Consider the following 26,416-nt stretch of genomic DNA (forward strand, 5'->3'; position numbering starts at 1 on the left):
GGTATTGGGCATTAGTCTGCGTCTTTGATCTCGGCGTAGGCATCTAGGGCCGCCTGGCGCGACTGCCTGAGGTCCACGATGGGCGGGGCGGATAGCGTGGGCGCCCACTGGCGGATATACGCACCATCCGGGTCGAAGCGCTGGGCCTGGTTTTCCGGGTTGAAGATGCGGAAGAAGGGTGCGGCATCGTCGCCGCACCCGGCCACCCATTGCCAGTTAAATGGATTGGAGGCGGCGTCGGCATCCACCAGGGTGTCCCAAAACCACTCCTCGCCTAGGCGCCAATGGATGCCCAGGTTCTTGGTAAGAAACGAACCCACCACCATGCGCACGCGATTGTGCATGTAGCCGGTGTGCCAGAGCTCGCGCATGCCGGCATCGACAAGCGGAATGCCTGTCGTGCCCTCCTGCCAGTCCTTCAGCCGCGGGTCATCCCAGGACCAGTCGAAGCGGTCGAAGTTTTGCCGCACGTTGCGGGTGGCCAGATCGGGCAGCTGGTAGAGCCGGTGCCAGGAAAAGTCGCGCCACAGCAACTCGGACTGAAATTTCTCCGCGTCGGGCTCCTCGGCGGCGGCCACCCAGACCTCGCGCGGGGATACCTCGCCAAAGCGCAAGTGCGGCGAGAGCAGGGACGTGGCGTTGCGCGCGGGTATATCGCGCTCCTCGGCGTAGTGAGCTAAGTCGAGCTGGGCTAGGCGTTCGCGCGCACCGGCCTCTCCGGGAGTCCAATACTGGGCGAGCGACGCAGCCCACTGCGGTTCATCGGCGCTGGGGTTGGGCCAGCTACTGCTTGCCGATGCCCCCATCTCCCGCCCCGCCAGCAATTCCGGCACGGGCAGCGGTTCGTCATCAGCGAGCTGGGACCGCGCGGCGGCAGCGAAGGGAGTAAAGACCTTATAAGGTTTGCCCTGGCCATTGGTGACCTCCCATGGCTCCACGAGGGTGAAACCGGGGCAGGAGATGGCGTTAATTCCGGCATCGGCAAGCGTTGCTTTGACCCTCGCGTCTACCTCGCGCAGCGGGCCGTGGTAGCGGCGGGTCCAGGTGACGGTATCGGCGCCAACCTTGCGGGCGATGCGGGGAATGACGGTGCGGGCATCGCCGGTAGCGCGCATAAGCTTCACCCCACGGGAGGCAAGCTCCTGCGCTAGGGCATAGAGCGAACGCTCCCGCCACCAGTGAGTGGCGCCACCGAGCGGCCGGCTGCCGGGGTAGGCGGGCTCATCGAGGACAACGGCCACTAACTCTGGCGTTGAACCGTTTTTATCGGCGGCGGCCTCCGCGGCGCGGGTAAGGGCCTGGTTATCGGATAAGCGCAGGTCATCGCGAAACCACATGAGGGAAGTCATACTAAATAGCCTACGCGGGTGGGCAATTTGGGAATACGAGGAAAGCGCGGTAGTATCCCTTGTGAAGTTTGAACGGCCTTGTGGCCGAGTCAAAGTTCACCGAAGACCGTTGGTCATCCACTAAGGATTGAAAGTTCTCCACCTTGGAGGCGGCCCACGCAGGAGACACTTTGCGCATTCCGCGACATTTCTCATGTCGCACGCCCTGTGCTCTTGCACGGGGCTTTTCTTTTCGGAAGGCCCCGGCGGAAAATAAAAGAGATGTTTTGGAAGGAGGCGAGAGACAATGGCAAACCCAAAGAACACTGCAGACTTGGCAGAGCTGAAGGAAAAGCTGGCCGATTCTAGCTCCGTCGTTTTGACTGAGTACCGCGGCCTGACCGTATCCCAGCTGCAGGAGCTGCGTAACAACCTGGGCTTTGACGTTGACTACTCCGTCGCCAAGAACACCCTCTTCAAGATCGCTGCCAACGAAGCTGGCATCGAAGGTCTTGATGATTTGCTGACTGGCCCGACCGCAATTGCGTTCATCAAGGGCGAGGCAGTAGATGCTGCGAAGGTCATCACCAAGTTCGCTGATGACAACAAGGCACTCGTCATCAAGGGTGGCTACATGGACGGCGACGCATTGTCTGCGGAGCAGGTTCAGGCCATCGCCAAGCTGGACAACCGCGAGACCACCCTCGCAAAGCTGGCTGGCGCTATGAAGGGTTCTATGGCGAAGGCAGCCGCTGTCTTCAACGCTCCTGCAACCAAGGCGGTTCGCACCGTTGTTGCTCTGCAGGACAAGAAGGAAGCAGAAGCTTAAGTCGTCACGACAGACGCACATATAAAACACCGTGCTTGCTACCTCATCACCGGGGAACAAGCACACAACACAGAAAGGACTTGCCATCATGGCTAAGCTCACCAAGGACGAGCTCATTGAAGCTTTCAAGGAAATGACCCTCATCGAACTGTCTGAGTTCGTTAAGGAATTCGAGGACGTCTTCGACGTTGAGGCTGCTGCACCGGTTGCCGCTGCTGCACCGGGCGCTCCGGCTGAGGGCGGCGCTGCCGCTGCTGAGGAGCAGACCGAGTTCGACGTCGTTCTGACCGACGCTGGCGCTAAGAAGATCGGCGTTATTAAGGCTGTCCGCGAGCTCGTCTCCGGCCTGGGCCTGAAGGAAGCTAAGGAAATGGTTGAGGGTGCACCTAAGGCCATCATCGAAGGCGCTTCCAAGGACGACGCTGAGGCTGCTAAGACCAAGCTGGAAGAGGCTGGCGCTTCCGTCGAGCTCAAGTAATTTTACTGAGCTTCACGCTTTCGAAGCCCCCACTCTTACCGCGCTATACGCGGTGGGAGATGGGGGTTTCTCCCGTTTTATATGCCCCTCTTGAGCTCAGAGGGTCGTTGCAACACTTTCCCTTAGGAGGGTGTTGTTGTGCCTGGAGTTGTGGGCCCGTTTCATTCGTTGTCTGAGTCGGATCGTCTTGAACCTCGGCACCTAGCACATCAGCACGTCCCCGACGGTATTTCAGGTCCGAGGCTGCGTTATCCCTCCGGATAAGTGAAATAGTCCTAATACCAGAAGGCCAGATGGGCTAAACATATAAGTTCACCAACACATCCTGTCGTTTAGGCCCCCGAAGGAGCTGTTGGCGTTGACTTTATCGACTACCACTGAAGCACGCAATCATGTTGATGTTGTTCCCGTTCCGCATCCCGGAGAAATTCTTCTCCTAGGATTCCTCAAACCCTGCGGAATTACCCAGTATCGCCTGGCCAACGACATTGGCACTACCCGCTCTCAAGTCTGCAAAATCACCCGCGGTGCGCTCGGTATCAGCGCCGATATGGCCTTGCGCTGGTCGGCCTACTTTGGGAATTCCGCGGAGTTCTGGCTCGGACTCAAGAGGAATACGATCTGTGGAAAACTCGCCAGACCACTGATGTCAGCGCCATCGTTCCGTGGAATCACAAAGAAGAAGCCGAGTCTCATTCATAGGAACAGTTGACTTGCGCTCATGAGTGGCTAGGGGAATTCCCTTTCTCCCTCGCGTCTGCTTGCGCAAGGACGCGATCGGCTCGGCGCACAAAGATAAGGGCAGGCCCGATAGCGAGGAGCCCGGCGAGCGCATTGGCCCACAAACCAGTGGTCAAGGTCCAGCGATGAGACAATGCGGCCAGCGGGGTCGACCACACACTAGAGAGTGAAACGACGGTGCTCATTTGGATATTGGTGACTCGGCCAAAAGTTTCTTCTGCCAGAAGCCTGTGGAGTGCGGCATAGGTTACCGCGCCGGCGGCTGGGGCTGTAAGAACAGACAGCCCTAAGGGGATGATCATCAACAGGCTGGGGCTGAGCAGGGCACCACATGCGATTGATGCAGCAACCCAGGCGCATGTGCCTACCTGAAGGGTGGCGAAGGAGAACTTCTTCTGCAACCAACCCGTCGACAAAGCCCCCACAATCCCGATGAGGCCTATGGACGTGCGGGCTAGTCCCGTTACCCATCCAGGGTTATTCCCCTCCTCCAGTATGAGGACCGCCATGAACAGCGAGCCGTTAATTGCGCAGTTCGACAGTGTTTGCATGGCAATGAGCCCGCGAAGTAGTGGCGCGCGAGCCACGATGGCTAAGCCTTCCTTCGTCGTGCGTAGGAGCTTGTTCTCTGCCTTCTTTGTGGGGTCTAGGCGAGCCCTGATGAAGAGGAAGAAGACAATGGTGAGGATATTTGCCAGACCGACAAACACGAAGGGCAGTGCCACGTTGACTTCTAGAAGCGCGCCGCCCACAGTGGGGCCGATGAGTCCCGCAAATTGCAGACGTGCTTGGATGAGCCCTTGTTTGGCGGCGAGCTGTTCTTCCTCAACGAGCTGGGGCAGGCAAGGGTCGGAGCAAGCTTGACCTATCCGGTAAAAGAACATCATGCTCCCGAGAAGCGCACCGAAGACCATGGGGGAGAAACTTCCGGATAGGATGAGACTCGCTAACGCGAGGTTGAGTACCCCGGCCAGAGCGTTGGTCACAATGATGAGTGGCTTGCGGCGCCACATATCCGCAAGAGAGCCGCCGATGATTCCGCCTGCCAGTGCAGCTATTCCGGTGATGGTTCCATACAGGCCGGCAAGGGTAAGGCTATCGCTCAAGCGTAGAGTGACCACCGGAATAGCAAGCCCGGCTCCTACCCCGGCTATCTGAGCCACGAGGTCAGACCACAGGAATAGTCTAAAATCACTTGGGTTGGTGCGATCAACTTCATTTATATTCAATGCTCCTCCTATAACAAAGCCATCTCAGTCGTCCTTAGGCCCAACTGCAATTAGCATGCCCCAGAGGAAAGATCGCCAATCTAGTCCCGCGTTGTCAGCGATGATGTCTTCCCGAAAGAGAGAAATGCCCCGAGAGAGGTGGTCAGTGGCTGTAGCAACCATTTGAATAACTTGGCTAAGGTGCCCAATTTCTAGCCAGAGCGTTCGAATCGAGTTTAGACTTTCGTATTTCCAGGATATGACTCGAGGATCACCAACAGTAATAAAATGTATTGGGGCATCCACGACATGCGATTGTTTCCCAACCGCGGTCTTCCATTCCTTATAGGGCTCTAGATGATTGAGAAACAGTAAGGAATGGTTTTTCGGGTGGTATAAATAATAACCATCGTCGATTGAATCGCATCTACTAACGCGGACAATGAGCTCGGTTGAGCACAATCCTCCGGCAGATGGGGCCGAACGAAAATGGATGTTTCCGGACTTCTGTTCGTTTGTTGTTGGGCGCTTTGAAAAGCTTGCGGAATCGTAAAGGATTGATGCTAGTGACCTAAGGCTAATTGATTTTAGCTCTGTATTCGTAAAACGTGCAGATTTTCGAGAATTCAAAACAGATTTGAAGCTTCTGGTGTAGCTTATTGTCTCGCCGTGCGGAAGGTTCAATTCCTGCTTGGCGAAAATCGGATTCTCCCATACATGATGCGGTGGGCCGGTGAGCGCGAGTTTTTCCCTTAAATGCTGGTGATGCTCATCTAGTTGAGCGATTGTCTCGCCGGAACGGACTCCGCTGGCAAATGCGTAGTCGCGCGCGAGCGGAGGAGTATCGGGCCACATATCTAGAACCGTGCATTCGGTATTGGGGGGTTCATTAGAAAAATGCTGTAGTACCCCTAAGTTCTGGAGTTCCGGAAATGAATCTTCGCTAGACACGACCGTTACTCCACTAATAGTTTGACTATCTAGTAAGCGGAAGAGTTCCTCCCTTGCCTTCTGGTTTAAGATTGTCTGAGTTTGCTCTAGAGGGTTGTCCCAAACGAGGTACGGTCCCTTGAACCGAAAATGGCCCACTGTCGCTATTCTAAGCATCGTTTAAAGTCCTTTGTAAATATCTAGCAATGGCGTTGGAGACGAGATTCGTGCCAGCTCGGTCTTCGTAGAATAGCCAATCGAAGCAAACGTTACATTCAAGAAATATTGGGTCACCTCCTTGTATTAGGAGGTCGATGGCACATAAATTACAACCGGATAGTTGGGAGTATTCAATTAGAATATCTTTTAATCTTTGGGTAGATTTATATAGAGATACGCTCACGCCGTTGTTCTCTTGCCACAGGTCGTCTGCATTGTCATATCCTGATACTCGGAAAACGATAACTTCTTGGTCGATTACGTAGCAGCGGAGCTCATACTCTGAGTTCATATACTTCTGGAATAGGAGAGGTACCGGCTCATCACGAGTTGATTCATCTAGCTTCAAACGTTTAGGCATAGCTCCAAGAAGTGTTCCCGGAGTCGGTTCTACCCAGTGGGGGCCAATCGGTTTGGCAATTGAAAAGGGAAACGCCGCTTCATATCCAATTGACGTTTGAGGGGTAGTAAGTCCAATAGAATTGGCGAGCTGAATTTGTGCAAGCCGTGACCGAGCGTTACAAAAATGGTTTACGCTAAATAAAGCAATCTCTTCAAGCGTTTGTATGTAGGATATTGCCTGATCTTTGATATAAATTATTTCCTCTTTAGCGCAGGATATATTTTTTATAGATTCGCGTGAAAAATGGCGGATCCAAGCTACTGCCACCGTGGTGTTGCCATGTTCCGTAACCAGTCTTCCGAAGTTATCTATTGGTAATAGCTCTTTACTGAGTTCGCCGTCGCTGTCAATTCGTACGACTCCAATGTTTTGGCTGGCGAGAATCAGCGACAGGAGGTCACATTCTCGGTCATCTTGGCGGGTTATGAAGACTACACTTTTTGATGGAAGCGATTCGGGGTGATTGTGGCGGAATTCTCGCTGAAAATCGTTGCTTGGGCCTTGAATGACGCGCGACGCTATTTAGTACCGGTAGGGCGGTATCGAGTACCGACCGGTGCGGATATCGGGTACCGGGGGTAGTTTTTAGGCACTCTTTAGTGGACGGCCCACGCAGTGTGTACGCGTGGGTCGCGTTCACGTGGAAGGAGTGATGGTGGTGACGGATTACCGTGCCATCATGTTTGCCTTGGTTGCCGGGAATCGTTCCTGGAACCAGATTCGAGCCGATTTAGGGGTCTCGAAGTCGACGATTGATAAGGCCAGTCGCGTTGTAAGGGACCATCGACTCGATGCTCGTGGGATTGCTGGATTGTCGAATGCCCAGTTAGAGGAGCTATTTCCGGATAACCGGCGTCGCAACGATGCGGAGTTCCTCGCACCGGATTTCAAAAAGGTTGCTGAGCGGATGGTCTCTGGCAAGCGCGTGACGTTGAAAGTCGCGCACGCCAAGTACCTGGAGTTCCCTGTTGGTACTGGTCAGCGTCATTATTCGTATCGACAGTACTGTTCGCTGTTTGAGCATTATGTCGATGTTCATCAGCTGTCAGCGCAACTGAATCACGATCCCGGTGACGAGCTCATGGTGGACTGGTCGGGCGATGGAATGGTCGTTGTGGATCCTGTCTCAGGCCAGCGGGTTACCGCGCACTTGTTTGTAGCTTCATTGCCGCACTCAGGGATGATGCATGTATCGGCGTGGCCGGATCAAAAAATGCGGTCGTGGCTTTTAGCCCACCGTGCGGCTTTGGAGTATTTCGGTGGTTGTCCGCTGCGGTTGATCCCGGATAACGCGCTCACAGCCACGCAACAGATTTCCTGTGGGCTGCGGGGGCGTATCCCGGTTGCGGAGTATTCTACATTTGCCGATTTCTATCAGATAGGTATTACTGCGGCGAAAGGCTACCGGCCGCGGTATAAGGCGAATGTTGAAAAGGCCGTGGATATTGCCCAGCAATGGTGCGTGGAATACCTCGACGACCAGGAGTTCTACAGTTTCGACATGCTCAATAAGGCCCTCGAGGACCAAAGCGATTTCATCAACGATCGCCGTCCCTTCCGCGGGCAGGATATCTCTCGTCGCCAGTTGTTTGAAGACCATGAGCAACAGCTGCTGCGCCCATTGCCCGACCGGCGGTGGTCGTGGTCGCGGTGGAAGAAGTCCAAGGTCGCAATGAACTACCACATCCGGATCGCCAATCACTGGTATTCAGTGCCGTGGAAGCTAGCGGGCAAGTTCGTCGACGTGCAACTTTTTGATGACTATCTGGATGTCTTCTACGACGGTGAGATTGTTGCTTCACATCGTATTGCCCCTGCTAATTATGGCTACTCCACCTTGGATGAGCATGTCCCCGACAACCATAAGGACTTAAACACCCAGTGGAACCGGCAACGCTTGGAAGACTGGGCGAAAAGTATTGGGACCGCGACAGCACAGCTCATCGGCCAGATGTTTAACGCTCGTAAAGTCGAAGCCCAAGCATATTCTAGCGTTCTGGGCGTACTGAACCTATCGAAGGATTACTCCCGAATCGAACTCGAACAAGCCTGTGGTCAGCTGTTATCGCGCAAAGCAGTCCCCAGCGTCAACAAAGTAGCCCAAGAGCTCAAGGATCTAAAACAGGCCGCAGCACAGGCGTATTTGCCCACCGATGTACCACTGTCGACGGCCATCGACACTACGCGTGCGCACCGCCAACAGCCCACGGCGGACACGCCGGACTCTGTGTCGCATGTACGCGGGGCCGGGGCGTTTGCCTTCACTGATAAAGAATGGAAGGTATAGCCATGGCTCTTACCGATGAAGACTTCGAACTGCTCGGTTCTCTTCGCGGGATGCGTGTGTTTGCCACGACGCTGCAGGAGATCGTCAACGATCCCAGTCGTGACTTGGACTCCTTTGAAGACAAGATCAAAGAAGCTCTCGATGCTCAGGTAGCTGCACGTGATTCGAAAGTAATCGAAAAACTCGTCAAAGCCGCCAAGCTACCCAACGCGCTTGCGGCTTTGGAACGCTTTGAAGCACACAGCAACCGAGGGATCACTCCAGACCGTATTGAGCGGTTAGCTACCTGCGACTGGATTACCTACGGCAGAGATCTAACCATCGTGGGAGCTACCGGCACCGGCAAAAGCTTCCTCGCCCAAGGCCTAGCCGTGGCTGCGTGCCGGCATAAACTAACCGCACGCTACTTTAGACTCGCCGACTTAGCCGACGAGTTCGACGCCACAGCCGACGCTGCCTATGAGCGCAAAGCCCTCCTTGAGGAACTGACAAAGCCGGCTGTGTTGGTCATCGACGACTTCCTGGCCACGGACGTATCTGCCTTCGCCTTAGCCCAGGTATTCAACCTCCTGGTCAAGCGGGAGCATTCCTCAACCGTCATCGTCAGCCAGCACGAGCCGGAATACTGGTACAGCGTCTTTAGTGAAAACGCGATCGCCGACGCTGTCCTATCCCGACTTGCAAACAACGGCAGCAAACTCACCCTCATCGGTGAAGACATGCGCACCCGTGACGACTTCCAAGAAGAAAGGGGAACACTTAGCAAACAGCTCAAGCAACGTCAACGGTCCAAACGATAAGCGGGGGTAAAACCGGCTACCGGGCGGCTACCGCCACCCCGGTACCTGGTACCGCCTTACCGGTCCCTAAAACAAGCCCGCGTCACTTGAAGTCTTATGGTGATATTTTTGTCTATAAGGATCGTCATAGATAAATGGCGGGGTCCTGTGGATGCATGCTTGAGGGGCTTGCATCCACAGGGGCTAGCTAAAAGTCCTTTTTTACGTCGTGATTTGCTGCCTTGATTTTGTAATCATTAACAAAGGCGTCCAGCTTGTGATTGGGTCGTGGTGTGGGGTGTTCTGTCTGGTTTAGAATCTCCCGTGCTATCTGAGCGCTGAGACGCGGTGCTACTTCTGTGTGATGCAAGGTAAAATCTCCCGGTAGTGTGATGTGCATTACTTGAGGTAATTAGAATCTACATGAGCACTTTGGGTCCGGGTATCCTACAAAAGTTCTATATCTCGTTTCAGGAAGTGTGTTTTGAACAAACGAGTCGGTAGGATAAGCCACCATGCTGCCCAAGTCCCGCATCTTCTCCGTCCTCCTGCTCGGCCTCGGCGTTGCGCTGGTGGCCGCCGGAGTAGCGGCGCCGGCGTTTTTGGATTTCTCGCCGCGGCTGCCGTTGGAACTCAAAAACACCACGTGGACTCTTAAGGATGAGTTCGCGGATTCCCAAGTGGTCAATAAGGATGGAACGTCGCCTTATTCCGGGCCGATGACCTACCAGATCAATGCGGGCATCCAAGAGCCTTCGGATGAAGATACTGCGACGCTGCGCATAGGGGAGACGCGCCTGCGCGACGATGGCCAAGGACTCGATGATTTAAGCCAGGCGCAGGTGTGGACCTATCCCATTGACCGCCTGAGCGGTGAGGCAAAGGCAGAGGCCAGCCTGAGCCATACCTTGGCCAGCCCTGAGGAGAAGGTTGCTGTCGATGGGTACTGGCTAAAATTCCCGGCGGATGTGGAAAAGACGAATTACCCAGTCTTTGACCCCACCTTGCGCAAGGCAGTGGACGCGGTCTTTGAAGAGGAAACTGAAATAGATGGCCGTACGGTGTATCGGTATCACCAGGAAATCGAGCCAACAAACGTAGCGCAGCTTTATGCCGCCGATGGCAATACCACCTCTTTCCCCAAGGAAGATGGGGGACACGAACCTGGTTATTTGATGCACTCGGGCAGTACGGATTTCTACGTCGACCAAGCTACCGGCCTGGTGGTGGGCATGGACATGGATATCGATGACTACTACGCGGACCGAGAGGGCGTAGGCCGCGAGCAAGCATTCGTCTTTAATGGTTCCACCTCAGAGAAGTCCCGCGCGGCGCTACTCGATGAAGCGAAATCGTTCCCACGTAACCGCGTGGCGGAGATTGCGCGGTGGGCGGCACTGGGTATCGGTATCGTGTTCACCTTTATTGGAGTCATTGGGGCGCTGGGAATTTACGACCATAAAAACAAGCATGTGCGCCGACGCGGAAAGAAAAGCGCCAGCGAAATTACTAGCGAAAGTGCCAGATAAGAGTATTAAGCGCGGTTCGGGTTGCGGTGGAATGAGTTTTTAGTGGTACGGTGCTTGTGGTTGCCCCGCTAGATCTGGCGCAACATTATTGCCGCGTTGGCGCAGCGGCGAGCGAGAGCTTGCCCCCGAACGCGGAATGAAAAAAGCCTTAAGAGTGGTGTGTCTTTACATACTTGAGTTTTTCCTATACACTAATTCGTTGCGCTGGAATCTGGATCTTCGGTGCACATTTAGCCTTTCGGGTTGGTGATGGCAAAACCGACTTGACAAGGTGATTTTGTGCATTCTGAACCCAGACACTCCACAGCAGACCGAATGCTAAAATTACCAGCGGTTTTGCTGCTCGTCGGCCAGGGCGAGTAGCAATCCGCGTGAGGTGCTGGAAGGACCCATCTTGGCAGTCTCCCGCCAGACCAAGTCAGTGGCCAATATCCCCGGAGCCCCGAAGCGATACTCGTTTGCAAAAATTAGCGAGCCTATCGCCCTGCCGGGCCTCCTTGACGTACAACTCGATTCCTTTGCTTGGCTCGTCGGCTCGCCGGAATGGCGCGAGCGTGAGCAGGCTGAGCGCGGCGATAACGCACGCGTGACGAGTGGTCTCGAGGATATCCTCGAAGAGCTCTCGCCGATTCAGGACTACTCGGGCAATATGTCCCTGTCCTTGTCGGAGCCTCGCTTCGAGCCGGTGAAAAACACCGTCGACGAGTGTAAAGAAAAGGACATCAACTACTCCGCGCCGCTGTACGTGACCGCAGAGTTCATTAATAACGACACCCAAGAGATTAAGTCGCAGACCGTCTTCATCGGCGACTTCCCGATCATGACGGATATGGGTACCTTCATCGTGAACGGTACCGAGCGTGTCATCGTCTCCCAGCTGGTGCGTTCCCCAGGCGTGTACTTCGATCGTTCCATCGATAAGTCCACCGAACGCCCGCTGCACTCCGTGAAGATTATTCCTTCCCGCGGTGCTTGGCTGGAGTTCGACGTGGACAAGCGCGATACCGTCGGCGTGCGCATTGACCGTAAGCGCCGCCAGCCGGTGACCGTCCTGTTGAAGGCGCTGGGTTGGTCCGAGGAGCAGATCAGGGAGCGCTTCAGCTTCTCTGAACTCATGATGTCCACCCTGGAATCTGACGGCGTTTCCAATACCGATGAAGCACTGTTGGAGATCTACCGCAAGCAGCGCCCGGGCGAGCAGCCTACCCGTGAGCTGGCGCAGTCCTTGTTGGATAACTCCTTCTTCCGCGCTAAGCGCTATGACCTTGCCAAGGTTGGCCGCTACAAGGCCAACCGCAAGCTGGGTCTTGGCGGCGACCACGACGGTCTGATGACCCTGACTGAAGAAGACATCGCCGTCACCCTGGAGTACCTGGTACGCCTGCACGTTGGCGAGCGTGAGATGAAGGCACCCAACGGTGAGATGATCTCGCTGAACACCGACGACATCGACCACTTTGGTAACCGTCGTCTGCGCACCGTGGGTGAGCTCATCCAGAACCAGGTCCGCGTGGGCCTGTCCCGCATGGAGCGCGTTGTGCGCGAGCGCATGACCACCCAGGACGCAGAGTCCATCACGCCGACGTCCCTGATTAACGTGCGTCCGGTTTCTGCTGCTATCCGCGAGTTCTTTGGTACCTCGCAGCTCTCGCAGTTCATGGACCACAACAACTCCCTGTCCGGCCTGACCCACAAGCGCCGCCTGTCCGCGCTGGGCCCAGGCGGTCTGTCCCGTGAGCGCGCCGGCATTGAGGTGCGAGACGTGCACGCCTCGCACTACGGCCGCATGTGCCCGATTGAGACCCCTGAGGGCCCGAACATTGGCCTGATTGGTGCGCTGGCATCCTACGCCCGCGTGAACCCGTTCGGCTTCATCGAGACCCCGTACCGCAAGGTCGTTGACGGCAAGGTTACGGATCAGGTTGAGTACCTCACCGCTGATGAGGAGGACCGCTTCGCCATTGCTCAGGCTGAGGTCGAGCAGGACGAGGAAGGCCGCCTGATCGGTGAGCGCATCGAGGTCCGCCTGAAGGAGGGTGACATCGGAGTGACCGATGCCTCCGGTGTGGACTACGTTGACGTTTCCCCGCGCCAGATGGTCTCCGTTGGTACCGCCATGATTCCGTTCTTGGAGCACGACGATGCTAACCGTGCCTTGATGGGTGCGAACATGCAGAAGCAGGCGGTTCCGCTGGTTCGTTCCGAGGCCCCACTGGTGGGTACCGGTATGGAACAGCGCGCCGCATATGACGCTGGCGACGTCGTCATTACGCCTAAGGCCGGTGTGGTGGAAAACGTCACCGCTGACGTCATCACCATCATGGACGATGAGGGCCAGCGCGATACCTACATCCTGCGCAAGTTCGAGCGCACCAACCAGGGCACCAACTACAACCAGACCCCGCTGGTGTCCATGGGTCAGCGCGTAGAGGCTGGCCAGGTTTTGGCCGATGGCCCAGGTACACACAACGGTGAGATGTCGCTTGGCCGTAACCTGCTGGTTGCGTTCATGCCGTGGGAAGGCCACAACTACGAGGACGCCATCATCCTCAACCAGCGCATCGTGGAAGAGGACATCCTGACCTCCGTCCACATCGAGGAGCACGAGATCGATGCTCGTGACACCAAGCTGGGCGCCGAGGAAATCACCCGCGAGATTCCAAACGTCTCCGAGGACGTCTTGAGCGACCTCGATGAGCGCGGCATCATCCGCATCGGTGCTGACGTTCGTGCCGGCGATATCCTGGTGGGTAAGGTCACCCCGAAGGGTGAGACCGAGCTGACTCCGGAAGAGCGCCTGCTGCGCGCCATCTTCGGTGAGAAGGCCCGCGAGGTGCGCGATACCTCCATGAAGGTTCCGCACGGTGAGGTGGGCAAAGTCATTGGCGTTGCTCGCTTCTCCCGCGATGATGATGACGACCTGGCACCTGGTGTCAACGAGATGATCCGCGTCTACGTTGCACAAAAGCGCAAGATTCAGGACGGCGATAAGATGGCCGGCCGCCACGGCAACAAGGGTGTTGTGGGCAAGATTCTGCCGCCAGAGGATATGCCGTTCATGGAGGACGGCACCCCGGTGGATATCCTGCTGAACACCCACGGTGTGCCGCGTCGTATGAACATCGGTCAGGTGCTTGAGCTGCACTTGGGCTGGTTGGCTCACGCTGGTTGGAAGGTCGACACCGAGGATCCGGCTAACGCCGAGCTGCTCAAGACCTTGCCGGAAGAGCTTTACGATGTCCCAGCGGACTCCTTGACCGCGACCCCGGTTTTCGATGGTGCTACCAACCACGAGATCGAGCGACTGTTGGCATCGTCCCGCCCGAACCGCGACGGTGACGTCTTGGTCAACGAGCACGGCAAGGCCACGCTTTTCGATGGCCGCTCGGGCGAGCCGTACAAGTACCCCATCTCCGTGGGCTACATGTACATGCTCAAGCTGCACCACTTGGTCGATGAGAAGATTCACGCCCGTTCCACTGGTCCTTACTCCATGATTACCCAGCAGCCACTGGGTGGTAAGGCTCAGTTCGGTGGCCAGCGCTTCGGCGAGATGGAGGTGTGGGCAATGCAGGCTTATGGCGCTGCCTACACCCTGCAGGAGCTGCTTACCATCAAGTCCGATGACGTGGTAGGCCGCGTGAAGGTCTACGAGGCCATCGTGAAGGGCGATAATATTCCAGATCCGGGCATCCCTGAGTCCTTCAAGGTGTTGCTCAAGGAGCTGCAGTCCCTGTGCTTGAACGTGGAGGTTCTTTCCACCGACGGCACCCCGATGGAGCTGTCTGGCTCTGATGACGATGACATGGATAGCCCATCGCTTGGCATTAACTTGTCCCGCGATGAGGGTTCTTCCGCTGACATCGCCTAAATAGATTCTCGGTCCACTGCGGAATGCACGGTTCCGGTGTATAGCACCGGGGCCGCCGCGGGCGGGCAATAAAGATTAATTCATTAAAAGCCATCAATTCCTCACATTACGAGGATGAAAGGGAGACATTACGTGTTTGACGTAAATCTCTTCGACGAGCTCCGCATCGGTCTGGCCACTGCTGACGATATCCGTCGCTGGTCTAAGGGCGAGGTTAAAAAGCCCGAGACCATTAACTACCGCACGCTGAAGCCGGAAAAGGACGGCCTGTTCTGCGAGCGCATTTTCGGACCTACCCGTGACTGGGAGTGTGCTTGCGGTAAGTACAAGCGCGTGCGTTACAAGGGCATCATCTGTGAGCGTTGCGGCGTTGAGGTCACCAAGTCCAAGGTGCGCCGTGAGCGCATGGGCCACATCGAACTGGCTGCTCCGGTAACCCACATCTGGTACTTCAAGGGCGTTCCTTCCCGCTTGGGCTACCTGCTGGACCTGGCTCCGAAGGACCTTGAGCGCATCATCTACTTCGCTGCCAACATCATCACCTCCGTTGATGAAGAGGCTCGCCACAACGATCAGTCCACTCTGGAAGCTGAAATGCTGCTGGAGAAGAAGGACGTTGAGGACGATACCGAGTCCGAGATCGCAGAGCGCGCTTCCAAGCTCGAGTCCGACTTGGCAGAGCTGGAGGCAGCCGGTGCGCGTGCCGATGCCCGCAAGAAGGTACAAAACGCTGCCGATAAGGAAATGCAGCACATCCGCGAGCGCGGCGAGCGCGAAGTCGCACGCCTGGATGAAATCTGGAACACCTTCCTGAAGCTTGCTCCGAAGCAGATGGTCATCGATGAGACCATCTACGAAGAGCTGGTTGACCGCTACGAGGATTACTTCACCGGCGGCATGGGTGCAGAAGCCATCCAGACCTTGGTCCGCAACTTCGACCTCGAGGCAGAGGCCGAGGAGCTGCGCGAGATCATCAACAACGGCAAGGGCCAGAAGAAGATGCGCGCGCTTAAGCGCCTCAAGGTTGTTGCCGCATTCCTGAACTCCGGCAACGACCCGGCAGGCATGGTGCTGGACGCTATTCCGGTTATCCCGCCTGAGCTGCGCCCGATGGTGCAGCTGGACGGTGGCCGCTTCGCCACCTCGGACCTGAATGACCTGTACCGCCGCGTTATCAACCGCAATAACCGCCTGAAGCGCATGATCGACCTGGGTGCACCAGAGATCATCGTGAATAACGAGAAGCGCATGCTGCAGGAGTCTGTGGACGCGCTCTTCGATAACGGCCGCCGTGGCCGTCCGGTTACCGGCCCGGGCAACCGCCCGTTGAAGTCTCTGTCTGACTTGCTCAAGGGCAAGCAGGGTCGTTTCCGCCAGAACCTGCTGGGTAAGCGCGTGGACTACTCCGGCCGTTCCGTTATTATCGTCGGCCCGCAGCTGAAGCTGCACGAGTGTGGTCTGCCGAAGCTGATGGCACTCGAGCTGTTCAAGCCTTTCGTCATGAAGCGCTTGGTTGAAAATGACTACGCCCAGAACATCAAGTCTGCAAAGCGCATGGTGGAGCGCCAGCGCCCAGAGGTCTGGGACGTGCTGGAGCAGGCCATTTCTGAGCACCCAGTGATGCTCAACCGTGCGCCTACGCTGCACCGCCTGGGTATTCAGGCCTTCGAGCCTAAGCTGGTTGAGGGTAAGGCTATCCAGCTGCACCCGCTGGCCTGTGAGGCCTTCAACGCCGACTTCGACGGTGACCAGATGGCAGTCCACCTGCCGCTATCCGCCGAGGCACAGGCAGAGGCTCGCGTGCTGATGCTGGCTTCCAACAACATTTTGTCCCCGGCATCCGGTAAGCCACTGGCTATGCCACGTCTGGACATGGTGACTGGCCTGTACTACCTCACCATGGACAAGGCAGAGGATGAGATCGGCGGCAACGGTCGCTACCGCGAGGCTGGCGAGGACTACCCGGCAACCGGCGTGTACTCCTCCTACGCCGAGGCCCTCATGGCCTACGACCGCGGCACGGTTGGCCTGCAGGCACCTATCAAGGTCCGCATCGATCACCTGCGCCCGCCAGAGGATATTGAGGCAGAACTCTTCCCCGATGGCTGGTCCAAGGGCCAGGCATGGTTGGGTTACACCACCATCGGCCGCATCATGTTCAACGAGCTGCTGCCGTGGAACTACCCGTACCTTGAGGGCATCATGGTCCGCAAGGGCGGCGGCACCGACGGCAAGGTACTCATTGGTGACGTGGTCAATGACTTGGCCACCAAGTACCCAATGATCACCGTGGCTCAGGTTCTGGACAACATGAAGGACGCCGGCTTCTACTGGGCAACCCGCTCCGGTGTGACCATTACGATGTCTGACGTGCTGGTGCTGCCGAATAAGACCGAGATCCTCGAGTCTTATGAGAAGGAAGCAGAGCGCATCGAGCGTAAGTACTGGGAGCAGGGTGCGCTTACGGAGCGCGAGCGTTATGACCGCCTGGTGGAGCTGTGGAAGGACGCTACCGACACCGTCGGTGAGGCCGTTGAGAGCATCTACCCGGATTACAACCCAATTCCAATGATTGTGAAGTCGGGTGCTGCCGGTAACATGCGTCAGATCTGGACGCTGGCCGGTATGAAGGGCATGGTTGTGAACTCGCACGGTGATTACATCACCCGTCCGATTAAGACCTCCTTCCGTGAAGGCCTGTCCGTGCTGGAGTACTTCAACAACTCCCACGGTTCCCGTAAGGGTCTGGCCGATACCGCGCTGCGTACCGCTGACTCGGGTTACCTCACCCGCCGTCTGGTGGACGTTGCTCAGGACGTTATCGTCCGCGAAGAGGACTGTGGCACCCGCCAGGGCGTGCGCGTTCCTATCGGCGAGGTCTCCGGCGACAAGGTCGTCCTCTCCGAGCTGTGGGAGACCTCCGCTTCCGGTCGCGTGCTTGCCACCGACGTCAAGGACGAAAGCGGCGAGGTCGTTGCAGAGGCTGGTGCAGACTTGACCGAGGAGCTTACGCAGAAGCTTCTCGATGCCAAGGTCACCGACGTCAAGGTCCGCTCCGTGCTGACCTGCCAGACCCCGGCCGGTGTCTGTGCTAAGTGCTACGGCAAGTCCATGGCATCCGGTCAGTTGGTCGACATCGGCGAGGCCGTCGGCATCGTGGCTGCACAGTCCATTGGTGAGCCTGGTACCCAGCTGACCATGCGTACCTTCCACCAGGGTGGTGTTGGTGGCGACATTACCGGTGGTCTGCCGCGTGTGCAGGAGCTGTTCGAGGCCCGTAACCCGAAGAACCGCGCACCAATTGCTTCCGTGGACGGCACCGTGTCCCTGTCTGATGAGGGCAACTTCTGGACCATGACCATCACCCCGGATGATGGTTCTGATGACGTGATCTACGAGAAGCTCTCCAAGCGCCAGGGCTTGGCCCAGGTGCGTCGCCCGATGGAGTCCAACCCGGATGCGATGATCGAGCGTTCCTTGAAGGACGGCGACCACGTTGAGACCGGTGACCGCTTGATGCGTGGTGCGGCTGACCCGCACGACGTGCTCGAGGTTCTGGGCCGTCGTGGCGTGGAGCAGCACCTCATCAACGAGGTGCAGGCCGTGTACCGCACCCAGGGTGTGGCCATCCACGACAAGCACATCGAGATCATCATCCGCCAGATGCTGCGCCGCGGTACCGTCATCGACGCCGGTACCACGGAGCTGCTGCCGGGCAACCTGATCGACCTTTCTGAGGCCAAGCAGATGAACGCTGCACAGGTTGCAGAAGGCGGCGAGCCGGCGCAGCTGCGCTCGGAGATCATGGGTATTACCAAGGCCTCCTTGGCTACCGAGTCCTGGCTGTCCGCTGCTTCGTTCCAGGAGACCACGCGTGTGCTTACCGATGCCGCTATTAACAAGCGCTCCGATAAGCTTATCGGCCTCAAGGAGAACGTCATCATCGGTAAGCTGATCCCGGCCGGCACTGGTATCTCCCGTTACCGCAATATCTCCGTCAAGCCGACCGAGGCTGCGCGCAACGCCGCATACTCGATTCCGACTTACGGCGATTCCATCTACGGCGATGATGGCTTCGGTGAATTCACCGGCGCCTCCGTTCCGCTGGATGAGGATTTCACCTTCTAAGTCCTAGGCGCTCGTGTCCCTCGGCACCGCGTTCAATTAGAGCCCCCGCTTCCGTGCATACGGTAAGCGGGGGCTCTTGTTGTTGGGGTTGTTGTCACGGTTGCGCATGCCTGATTCGGCCGCCGAATCGGTTACGGGGACCCGTATGCGTGCCTGCTAGTATGAGTAAAGCCTGTGGCCCAGATAAGTAAAATGTGGGCCTTAGACTACTTGATTTAAACCATTACACGGGAGCTTTCAGAATCTGTGGGCCCGCGGACGCACAGGTCGCCCCGGCACAGAAATGAAGGCTGAGATACTGCGATATAACGCGGTGAACCGTTGAACCTGATCCGGGTAATTCCGGCGAGAGGGAGGAAATAATGACTACTAATGCAGCTGCGTCCGCAGCGCCAAAGCGCAACTTGAATTGACGCGTGGTGGACATCGTGGTGGCATCCGTCTTGGGTGTTGCCTGTGGCTTCGTATTCTTGGGCTGGAATGCCGTGGGCTATGCCTGGTATGAGGCCATGGATGCGCTTACGCCGGGCCTTGGCGGTTTGGCCACGGGCATTTGGCTGTTAGGCGGCATCCTGGGTGGATTGGTCATCCGCAAGCCGGGTGCGGCAGTCTACGTGGAGGTCCTTGCCGCCACGGTGTCAGCCGATTTGGGCTCGCAGTGGGGCATTAGCACCCTGTACTCGGGCCTGGCACAGGGTATCGGTGTGGAGATCATCTTCGCCATCTTCATGTACCGCCAGTTCAACCTTGGGGTGACCATCCTGGCCGGTATGGCAGCAGGCTGGGGCGCTTTCGTCCTGGAGCTGTTTACCTCCGGTAACCTCGCGAAGTCCTTCGAGTTCAATATTATCTACTTGGTCACCCTGACCATCTCCGGTGCCATCTTGGCCGGCGCCCTGGGCTTCTATGTGGTGAAGGCATTGGCAAAGACCGGTGCCCTTGACCGCTTTGCAGTAGGCCGCGAACAGCGCGCTTAGGGCTTAGACCGCTGTGACTGATTTTTCACGCTTAGCAGGAAACGCCACAAAAATATCGGCTCGCGGCTACGGCTGGACTCACGCTGGGCGCTCCCAACCGGCGCTGCAGGACATAGACCTTGTCATCGAACCCGGTGAGAAGGTCTTGCTGTGCGGGGATTCCGGCTCCGGAAAGTCCACGCTTTTGGCGGCGATCGCCGGCGTCTTGGGCTCTGATGAAGAAGGTACGCGAACCGGCACCATCACCTTGGAGGACTCTGCGGGCACGGTCGAAGAACCGGGCCGGACCATTCCGGTGGGGTTGGTCCTGCAGGATCCGGATTCCCAGGTTATCTCCGCGCGCGTGGGCGATGATATCGCCTTCGGCTGCGAGAACCTAGCTTATCCGCGCGAGGAGATCTGGCGCAGGGTGCGCCAAGCCCAAGAGTTGGTTGGCCCATATGTGGACCTGGATTTTCCCACCGAGCACCTCTCCGGCGGGCAGAAGCAACGCCTGGCGCTTGCCGGGGTCATCGCCATGGGCGCGGGCGTGGTCCTATTGGACGAGCCCACCGCCAACCTGGATCCGGAAGGGGCGCAGGACGTGGTGCGGGCCGTCGGCAAGCTGGTAGAGCACACGGGTGCCACCTTGGTGGTGGTCGAGCATCAGCATGCGGCGTGGGAAAGCGTGCTGGACCGCGCGGTAGAGCTGAAGGATGGGCGCATTATTTCCGATGCCCCCTTTGCCGATGCCGCCCGCAAGCGCCAGGTCACCGGCCTCCCGCAGGCGCGGTCGTTGGCAAGCGATGCCCTCGATGAGTCCAACGCGGCGCTGTGGAGCACGGACTTGGTAACCCGCTATGGGCCACCGCGGTCCATCTCCCTGCCGGCGGGGGCGTCGACCGTCATTACCGGCCGCAATGGCGTGGGAAAATCCACGTGGCTGATGACTATGGCGGGGCTACTTCCGGCCGAGTCCGGGGAAATCGGGGTCGCTGACTTCATCCGCCGCGGCGTGAAGGGCCCACCTTCCCGGTGGAAATCCCGCGAATTGGCGGACCGCATTGGTTTCGTCTTCCAAAATCCGGAACACCAATTTGTCTCCCGCAGCGTGGAAGAGGAATTGCGGGTCGCGCCCAAGGTCATGCGCGTTGATCCCCCAGAGGAACGCATCGCCCAGTTGTTGGAATCGCTGCGCTTGGGGCACTTGCTCAAGGCCAATCCGTTTACGCTATCCGGCGGCGAAAAGCGCCGGCTTTCGGTAGCAACGGCTCTGGTGACCGCGCCGGAGGTGCTGCTCTTGGACGAGCCGACCTTTGGCCAGGATCCCGGCACCTTCGTGGAATTGGTGGGCTTGTTGCGCCAATTGGCCGATGACGGCACCACCATTGCCTCCATTACCCATGACCCGCTGTTTATAGAAGCCTTGGGTGACCACCAGGTGGAGGTGCACGGTGCCTAATCTCTTGCGCAACGTCAACCCGCTAACCCGCATCTTCTTGATGTTCGTCTGGGTTACGCCGCTGCTTGCCTCCATCGACTGGGTATCGGCGGCGATATCGCTAAGCCTGACACTCATCTTGGCGCCGTTATGTGGCGTCTCCTGGGTGCGCTTGTGGAAGGCCGGTTGGTTCTTATTCCTTATCGCCCCGCTATCGGGCATTTCCATGCTGCTCTATGGCGCGCCCGGGGGAGAGGAGTACTTCAGCTGGTGGCTGATTACGGTGACGGAAAATTCGCTCACCTTGGCCATTGCGATCACGCTGCGTGTGCTTGCGGTCGCACTACCAACGGTGGTGCTCGCACGCGATATCGATCCCACCGAGCTTGGCGATGCCCTCTCGCAGATCCTCCGCCTTCCCTCCCGCTTCGTCATTGGTGCTGTGGCCGGCGTGCGGATGATGACGCTCCTGAAATCCGATTGGCAATCGCTCGGCATGGCGCGCAGGGCCCGCGGGCTCATGGATGAAGGGCGCTTAAAGCACTTGCTTACGATGTCCTTTGGTCTGTTGGTGATTGCTTTGCGCCGCGGCGGCAAGCTTGCGACCGCGATGGAAGCACGCGGTTTCGGGCGCACCCCACCCGGAGGAGGGGAGCGGACCTGGGCCCGAGAATCCAGGCTGCACGCCCACGATGGGTGGGTGATGGCCTGCGGCCTCGCCCTTGCTTGTGTACCGGTGGTAACTTCGGTACTTACTGGGGCCTGGAGATTCTTTGGCCTTTAATCCGCGAAAGCAGTGATTCAAGCACTATGGACATTGATGCCGAACAAGAGCGCCTCTTGGAGGACATCGTTAAGCTAGCAGCCTCACGAAAGCGTGCGTTTAAACCCGTCACGGTGCTTATCGATGGTCCCTCGGGCTCCGGCAAAACCTGGACCTCCGCCGCCTTGGCAGATCGTACCAATTGGCGGGTGGTTTACCTCGATGAATTCTATCCCGGCTGGCATGGCCTGGAAAAGGGCTCCGAGATGGTGGGCGAGCAAGTCTTGCGCACCATGAATCCCGGCTATTGGCGCTGGGATTGGGAAGCCAACTGCCCCGGTGACTGGGCCAGCCTCGATGTGCGCGATGATCTCATCGTCGAGGGCGTTGGCTCCGTCACCGCTGACAACATTGCGGCCGCGAAAAAGCGCGGCGCAGTAGTAACCGTGCGCATCGATGGCCCCCGCGAGCAGCGCTATGAGCGCGCGATTGCGCGCGAGCCGGCCTACGAAAAGTGGTTTGCCACTTGGGAAGAACAGGAAAAATCCTACTTTTCTGACAAGGCTGCAGAGCCAGACCTGACGTGGGAGTGGGAGTAGTCCCTCCGCGCCGCCGGCAGGATGGACTACCGGTTTTGTGTTCATGGCGCTGGCTTTGCTAGTCTTAGCGCTAGTTCACTATGTACTGCGCGCCCTGTGTGAATATGGCGCGCAAAGAACATGGTGAAAAGTCTGATCCTTAACAAGGCGCCCGCCTTGGGAAGAGTTCTGGACATGCGGAAGCGCCCCGGGAAAGAGCGCCTATTTTTGCATGTTTGGTTCCCTTCTTAAGAAGTGGTGCAATTCGACAGAAAGACTGTTTAATGCCAACTATTCAACAGCTGGTCCGCAAGGGCCGCCAGACCAAGCGCAAAGAGGTCTCTACCGCTGCGCTGAAGGGTTCTCCGCAGCGTCGTGGCGTGTGCACCCGCGTGTACACCACCACCCCGAAGAAGCCGAACTCCGCTCTTCGTAAGGTTGCTCGTGTGCGCCTTACCAGCGGCATCGAGGTTTCGGCCTACATCCCAGGTGAGGGCCACAACCTGCAGGAGCACTCCATGGTCCTCGTTCGCGGCGGCCGTGTGAAGGACCTTCCAGGTGTTCGTTACAAGATCATCCGCGGCTCCCTGGATGCCCAGGGCGTCAAGGACCGTAAGCAGGCTCGTTCCCGTTACGGCGCAAAGAAGGGACAGTAATAAACAATGCGTAAGAATGCTGCTCCGAAGCGTCCTGTAGTAAAGGACCCGGTATACAACTCCGAGCAGGTAACCATGCTCGTCAACAAGATCCTCCAGGATGGCAAGAAGTCCACCGCAGAGCGCATCGTCTACGGCGCGCTTGAGGCTTGCCGTGAGAAGACCGGCACCGACCCGGTTGGCACCCTGGAAAAGGCCCTGGGCAACATCCGCCCGGACCTCGAGGTTCGCTCCCGCCGTGTGGGTGGCGCTACCTACCAGGTGCCGGTTGAGGTCCGCCCAGACCGTGCCAACACCCTGGCACTGCGCTGGATGGTGACCTTCACCCGCCAGCGTCGCGAGAACTCCATGATCGAGCGTCTCTCCAACGAGATCCTGGATGCCTCAAACGGCCTCGGTGCTTCCGTGAAGCGCCGTGAGGATACCCACAAGATGGCTGAGGCTAACCGCGCCTTTGCTCACTACCGCTGGTAATTTTTAAGCACCTTCATCAATGGCCTAAGCAACGAGAAACGAGTTTCGCGCCGATTTCCGGGTTTCCCGGCGGCGAATTAAAACTTCATATCTCTTGCTTAGGCCATTTTGGTGGCACGTGGTGTGATTTAGTCCAGCACAGCTGGCCTAGTCCAGCGCATTCGCTTTGTGTCCAGTACACTGAAGCGATGGAAGTCTAGGAGCCGCTGGGCACCTAGCACGGCCACTCAATGGCAAACTTTTCAAGAACTTATCCATGCAGGCGTCTTAGCCAGGTTTCTGGTCACGGCGTCGACGACTATTAAGTTGGGGTATAAACGTGGCACAAGAAGTGCTCAAGGATCTGAACAAGGTCCGCAACATTGGCATCATGGCCCACATCGATGCTGGTAAGACGACCACCACCGAGCGTATTCTCTTCTACACCGGTATTAACCGTAAGGTGGGCGAGACCCACGACGGTGCATCCACCACTGACTGGATGGCACAGGAAAAGGAACGCGGCATCACCATTACCTCGGCTGCCGTGACCTGTTTCTGGAACAACAACCAGATCAACATCATTGACACCCCGGGTCACGTTGACTTCACCGTTGAGGTTGAGCGCTCCCTGCGTGTCCTCGATGGCGCCGTCGCCGTCTTCGACGGTAAGGAAGGTGTGGAGCCACAGTCCGAGCAGGTGTGGCGCCAGGCCGCTAAGTACGACGTTCCGCGTATCTGTTTCGTCAACAAGATGGACAAGCTGGGCGCAGACTTCTACTACACCGTTGACACCATCGTTGAGCGCCTGGGTGCCAAGCCGCTCGTTATGCAGCTGCCTATCGGCGCTGAGGATGACTTCGACGGCGTTGTTGACCTGCTGAACATGCAGGCCATCACCTGGCGCGGCAAGGTCGAGACCGGCGCTGAGCCAACCTACGAGGAGATCCCTGAGGACCTCAAGGAAAAGGCTGAGCAGTACCGCGAGCAGCTGGTTGAGGCCGTTGCAGAGTCTGATGAAGAACTCATGGAGAAGTACTTCGGCGGCGAAGAGCTCTCCATCGACGAGCTGAAGGCCGGCATCCGTAAGCTGACCATCAACTCCGAGATTTACCCGGTCTACTGCGGTACCGCTTACCGCAACAAGGGTGTCCAGCCGCTGCTGGATGCTGTTGTGGACTTCCTGCCTAACCCGCTGGACGTGGGCGAGGTTATCGGCCACGCTGTGGGCGATGAGGACCAGCAGCTTACCCGTAAGCCTTCCGTTGAGTCTTCCTTCTCCGCACTGTCCTTCAAGATTGCAGCTCACCCGTTCTTCGGTCAGCTCAACTTCGTGCGCGTGTACTCCGGCCAGGTCACCCCTGGTACCGAGGTCATGAACTCCACCAAGGGCAAGAAGGAGCGCATCGGTAAGCTCTTCCAGATGCACGCCAACAAGGAGAACCCGGTGGAGCAGGCTGACGCCGGCAACATCTACGCCGTTGTTGGTCTGAAGGAAACCACCACCGGTGACACCCTGTGTGACAAGAATGACCAGATCATTCTTGAGTCCATGGACTTCCCGGATCCGGTTATCAAGGTCTCCATCGAGCCAAAGACCAAGGCCGACCAGGAGAAGCTGGGTAACGCCATCCAGAAGCTTGCTGCCGAGGATCCAACCTTCACCGTTGAGCTGGATGAGGAAACCGGCCAGACCGTCATCGGCGGTATGGGCGAGCTCCACCTCGACGTGCTTGTTGACCGCATGAAGCGCGAGTTTAAGGTCGAGGCGAACATCGGTAACCCACAGGTTGCTTACCGCGAGACCATTCGCCGCAAGGTGGAGTCCATCGACTACACCCACAAGAAGCAGACCGGTGGTTCCGGCCAGTTCGCAAAGGTCATCTGCACCATCGAGCCGTACAACCCGGACCCAGAGACCTTGGAAGAGGGCGAATCTGCAACTTACGCCTTCGAGAACGCCGTTACCGGTGGCCGCGTGCCGAAGGAATACATTCCTTCCGTCGATGCTGGTATCCAGGACGCTATGCAGTACGGCTACCTGGCTGGCTTCCCGATGGTCAACATCAAGGCAACGCTGGAAGACGGCGCTTACCACGACGTTGACTCCTCCGAGATGGCCTTCAAGCTGGCTGGCTCCCAGGTATTCAAGGAAGCTATGGCCAAGGCAAAGCCGGTTCTGCTGGAGCCAATGATGGCCGTTGAGGTTGTTACCCCTGAGGAGTACATGGGTACCGTTAACGGTGACATCTCCTCCCGTCGTGGCCAGGTCTTCGCCATGGAAGACCGCTCTGGTGCCAAGGTTGTCAAGGCCAAGGTTCCGCTGTCTGAAATGTTCGGCTACATCGGTGACCTGCGTTCTTCCACCGCAGGCCGCGCTAACTTCACCATGGTCTTCGACTCCTACGCTGAGGTTCCTTCCTCCGTGGCTCAGGAGATCATCGAAGAGCGCACCGGCGGCGCTAACTAATAGCGACGCCCCGCCCGTTCAGCGGTGGCTAAGGGCTGGTAGTCTCTGCCAGTAGATGCCAGCCTCACCGCTAAATGTGGCAACTGGGCCAGGGTAGCGGCGGGCTGAGTTTGCAGCTAAAACCATTGGTTGTGAATTGAGCCGGCCGTTACCCTCCCAGGATCCTTTATTTGAGACTCTTGTTGAGGGAAATGGCCGCGAAGATTCGCGGGGTTACCTCCTATAATGGCGGTTTGAAAAAACCGCGGGATAAATCTAGGATCGTGTAACTGGCACGTAAAGAAAGCGTCATTAGCGCTTTGTCCCAGATATTGGGTCAGGTGCCAATGACAACTGTCAACCACGTGGCTGCGAAGGTCGTAGCCACCA

Annotated in this window: 19 protein-coding genes and 1 riboswitch; of the genes, 15 read left to right on the forward strand and 4 right to left on the reverse strand. The window is 57.5% G+C overall.

Translation table 11 applies throughout. The annotated features are described in order from the left end of the window. Positions 1-11: 11 nt before the first annotated feature. A complete protein-coding gene (locus ACLI1Q_RS01820; RefSeq protein ID WP_239270073.1) occupies positions 12-1,349 on the reverse strand; it encodes a cryptochrome/photolyase family protein in 1,338 nt (445 codons plus the stop codon). A 286-nt stretch (positions 1,350-1,635) separates the two neighbouring features. Here ACLI1Q_RS01820 and rplJ point away from each other — a divergent pair, with 286 nt between their 5' ends. The 3 genes from rplJ (at position 1,636) to ACLI1Q_RS01835 (ending at position 3,347) form a co-directional block, all read left to right on the forward strand. Next, entirely contained in the window at positions 1,636-2,157 is a 522-nt protein-coding gene (gene rplJ, locus ACLI1Q_RS01825) for a 50S ribosomal protein L10 (protein WP_023025159.1), read from the forward strand. A gap of 88 nt (positions 2,158-2,245) precedes the next feature. Then, positions 2,246-2,635, forward strand: a complete 390-nt coding sequence (gene rplL / locus ACLI1Q_RS01830) for a 50S ribosomal protein L7/L12 (protein WP_023025160.1) — start codon at positions 2,246-2,248, stop codon at positions 2,633-2,635. Between the two features lie 358 nt (positions 2,636-2,993). Beyond that, the gene (locus ACLI1Q_RS01835) at positions 2,994-3,347 is read left to right on the forward strand and encodes a HigA family addiction module antitoxin (protein WP_239270074.1); all 354 of its coding nucleotides are present in this window, start codon (positions 2,994-2,996) and stop codon (positions 3,345-3,347) included. Positions 3,348-3,354: 7 nt separating this feature from the next. On the opposite strand, the gene ACLI1Q_RS01840 is transcribed toward ACLI1Q_RS01835, so the two are convergent. The 3 genes from ACLI1Q_RS01840 to ACLI1Q_RS01850 all read right to left on the reverse strand — a co-directional run bounded on the left by ACLI1Q_RS01840 (position 3,355) and on the right by ACLI1Q_RS01850 (position 6,403). Next, a complete protein-coding gene (locus ACLI1Q_RS01840) occupies positions 3,355-4,605 on the reverse strand; it encodes an MFS transporter (protein WP_239270075.1) in 1,251 nt (416 codons plus the stop codon). A gap of 24 nt (positions 4,606-4,629) precedes the next feature. Continuing rightward, positions 4,630-5,535, reverse strand: coding sequence for a SagB/ThcOx family dehydrogenase (locus tag ACLI1Q_RS01845; protein WP_239270076.1), 906 nt, complete (start codon positions 5,533-5,535; stop codon positions 4,630-4,632). A gap of 148 nt (positions 5,536-5,683) precedes the next feature. Next, positions 5,684-6,403, reverse strand: coding sequence for a RimK family alpha-L-glutamate ligase (locus ACLI1Q_RS01850; protein ID WP_239270077.1), 720 nt, complete (start codon positions 6,401-6,403; stop codon positions 5,684-5,686). 385 nt (positions 6,404-6,788) lie between these two features. Here ACLI1Q_RS01850 and istA point away from each other — a divergent pair, with 385 nt between their 5' ends. From istA to fusA, 12 genes are all read left to right on the forward strand, one after another. Further along, on the forward strand, positions 6,789-8,423 hold the full coding sequence (gene istA, locus ACLI1Q_RS01855; RefSeq protein ID WP_239275901.1) for an IS21 family transposase: 1,635 nt from the start codon (positions 6,789-6,791) through the stop codon (positions 8,421-8,423). Between the two features lie 2 nt (positions 8,424-8,425). Continuing rightward, positions 8,426-9,223 carry an ATP-binding protein gene (locus tag ACLI1Q_RS01860; RefSeq protein ID WP_349837246.1) on the forward strand — a complete coding sequence of 266 codons (798 nt, stop codon included), beginning with the start codon at positions 8,426-8,428 and terminating at the stop codon, positions 9,221-9,223. Between the two features lie 494 nt (positions 9,224-9,717). Beyond that, a complete protein-coding gene (locus tag ACLI1Q_RS01865; RefSeq protein ID WP_239269126.1) occupies positions 9,718-10,731 on the forward strand; it encodes a DUF3068 domain-containing protein in 1,014 nt (337 codons plus the stop codon). Between the two features lie 376 nt (positions 10,732-11,107). Further along, complete coding sequence (locus ACLI1Q_RS01870; protein ID WP_023016723.1) at positions 11,108-14,602, forward strand: DNA-directed RNA polymerase subunit beta; 3,495 nt, start codon at positions 11,108-11,110, stop codon at positions 14,600-14,602. Between the two features lie 132 nt (positions 14,603-14,734). After that, the gene (locus tag ACLI1Q_RS01875; RefSeq protein WP_239275503.1) at positions 14,735-18,730 is read left to right on the forward strand and encodes a DNA-directed RNA polymerase subunit beta'; all 3,996 of its coding nucleotides are present in this window, start codon (positions 14,735-14,737) and stop codon (positions 18,728-18,730) included. 217 nt (positions 18,731-18,947) lie between these two features. Further along, positions 18,948-19,103, forward strand: a riboswitch (TPP riboswitch). Positions 19,104-19,146: 43 nt separating this feature from the next. After that, positions 19,147-19,707, forward strand: a complete 561-nt coding sequence (locus ACLI1Q_RS01880) for an ECF transporter S component (RefSeq protein ID WP_411697043.1) — start codon at positions 19,147-19,149, stop codon at positions 19,705-19,707. A gap of 13 nt (positions 19,708-19,720) precedes the next feature. Continuing rightward, positions 19,721-21,148: an ABC transporter ATP-binding protein gene (locus ACLI1Q_RS01885; RefSeq protein ID WP_239269124.1), complete on the forward strand. Its 1,428-nt coding sequence runs from the start codon at positions 19,721-19,723 to the stop codon at positions 21,146-21,148. Next, positions 21,141-21,911: an energy-coupling factor transporter transmembrane component T family protein gene (locus ACLI1Q_RS01890; protein WP_239269123.1), complete on the forward strand. Its 771-nt coding sequence runs from the start codon at positions 21,141-21,143 to the stop codon at positions 21,909-21,911. The genes ACLI1Q_RS01885 and ACLI1Q_RS01890 overlap by 8 nt, the downstream gene beginning before the upstream one ends. Positions 21,912-21,937: 26 nt before the next feature. Then, on the forward strand, positions 21,938-22,489 hold the full coding sequence (locus ACLI1Q_RS01895; protein WP_411697044.1) for a hypothetical protein: 552 nt from the start codon (positions 21,938-21,940) through the stop codon (positions 22,487-22,489). A gap of 263 nt (positions 22,490-22,752) precedes the next feature. After that, on the forward strand, positions 22,753-23,124 hold the full coding sequence (gene rpsL, locus ACLI1Q_RS01900) for a 30S ribosomal protein S12 (RefSeq protein ID WP_005276879.1): 372 nt from the start codon (positions 22,753-22,755) through the stop codon (positions 23,122-23,124). Between the two features lie 6 nt (positions 23,125-23,130). Then, positions 23,131-23,598 carry a 30S ribosomal protein S7 gene (rpsG, locus tag ACLI1Q_RS01905; RefSeq protein WP_023025169.1) on the forward strand — a complete coding sequence of 156 codons (468 nt, stop codon included), beginning with the start codon at positions 23,131-23,133 and terminating at the stop codon, positions 23,596-23,598. A 319-nt stretch (positions 23,599-23,917) separates the two neighbouring features. Then, a complete protein-coding gene (fusA, locus tag ACLI1Q_RS01910) occupies positions 23,918-26,047 on the forward strand; it encodes an elongation factor G (RefSeq protein WP_237799365.1) in 2,130 nt (709 codons plus the stop codon). Positions 26,048-26,416 lie beyond the last annotated feature (369 nt).

It is taken from the genome of Corynebacterium limaceinasi, assembly GCF_046717465.1.
Classification (GTDB): Bacteria; Actinomycetota; Actinomycetes; order Mycobacteriales; family Mycobacteriaceae; genus Corynebacterium.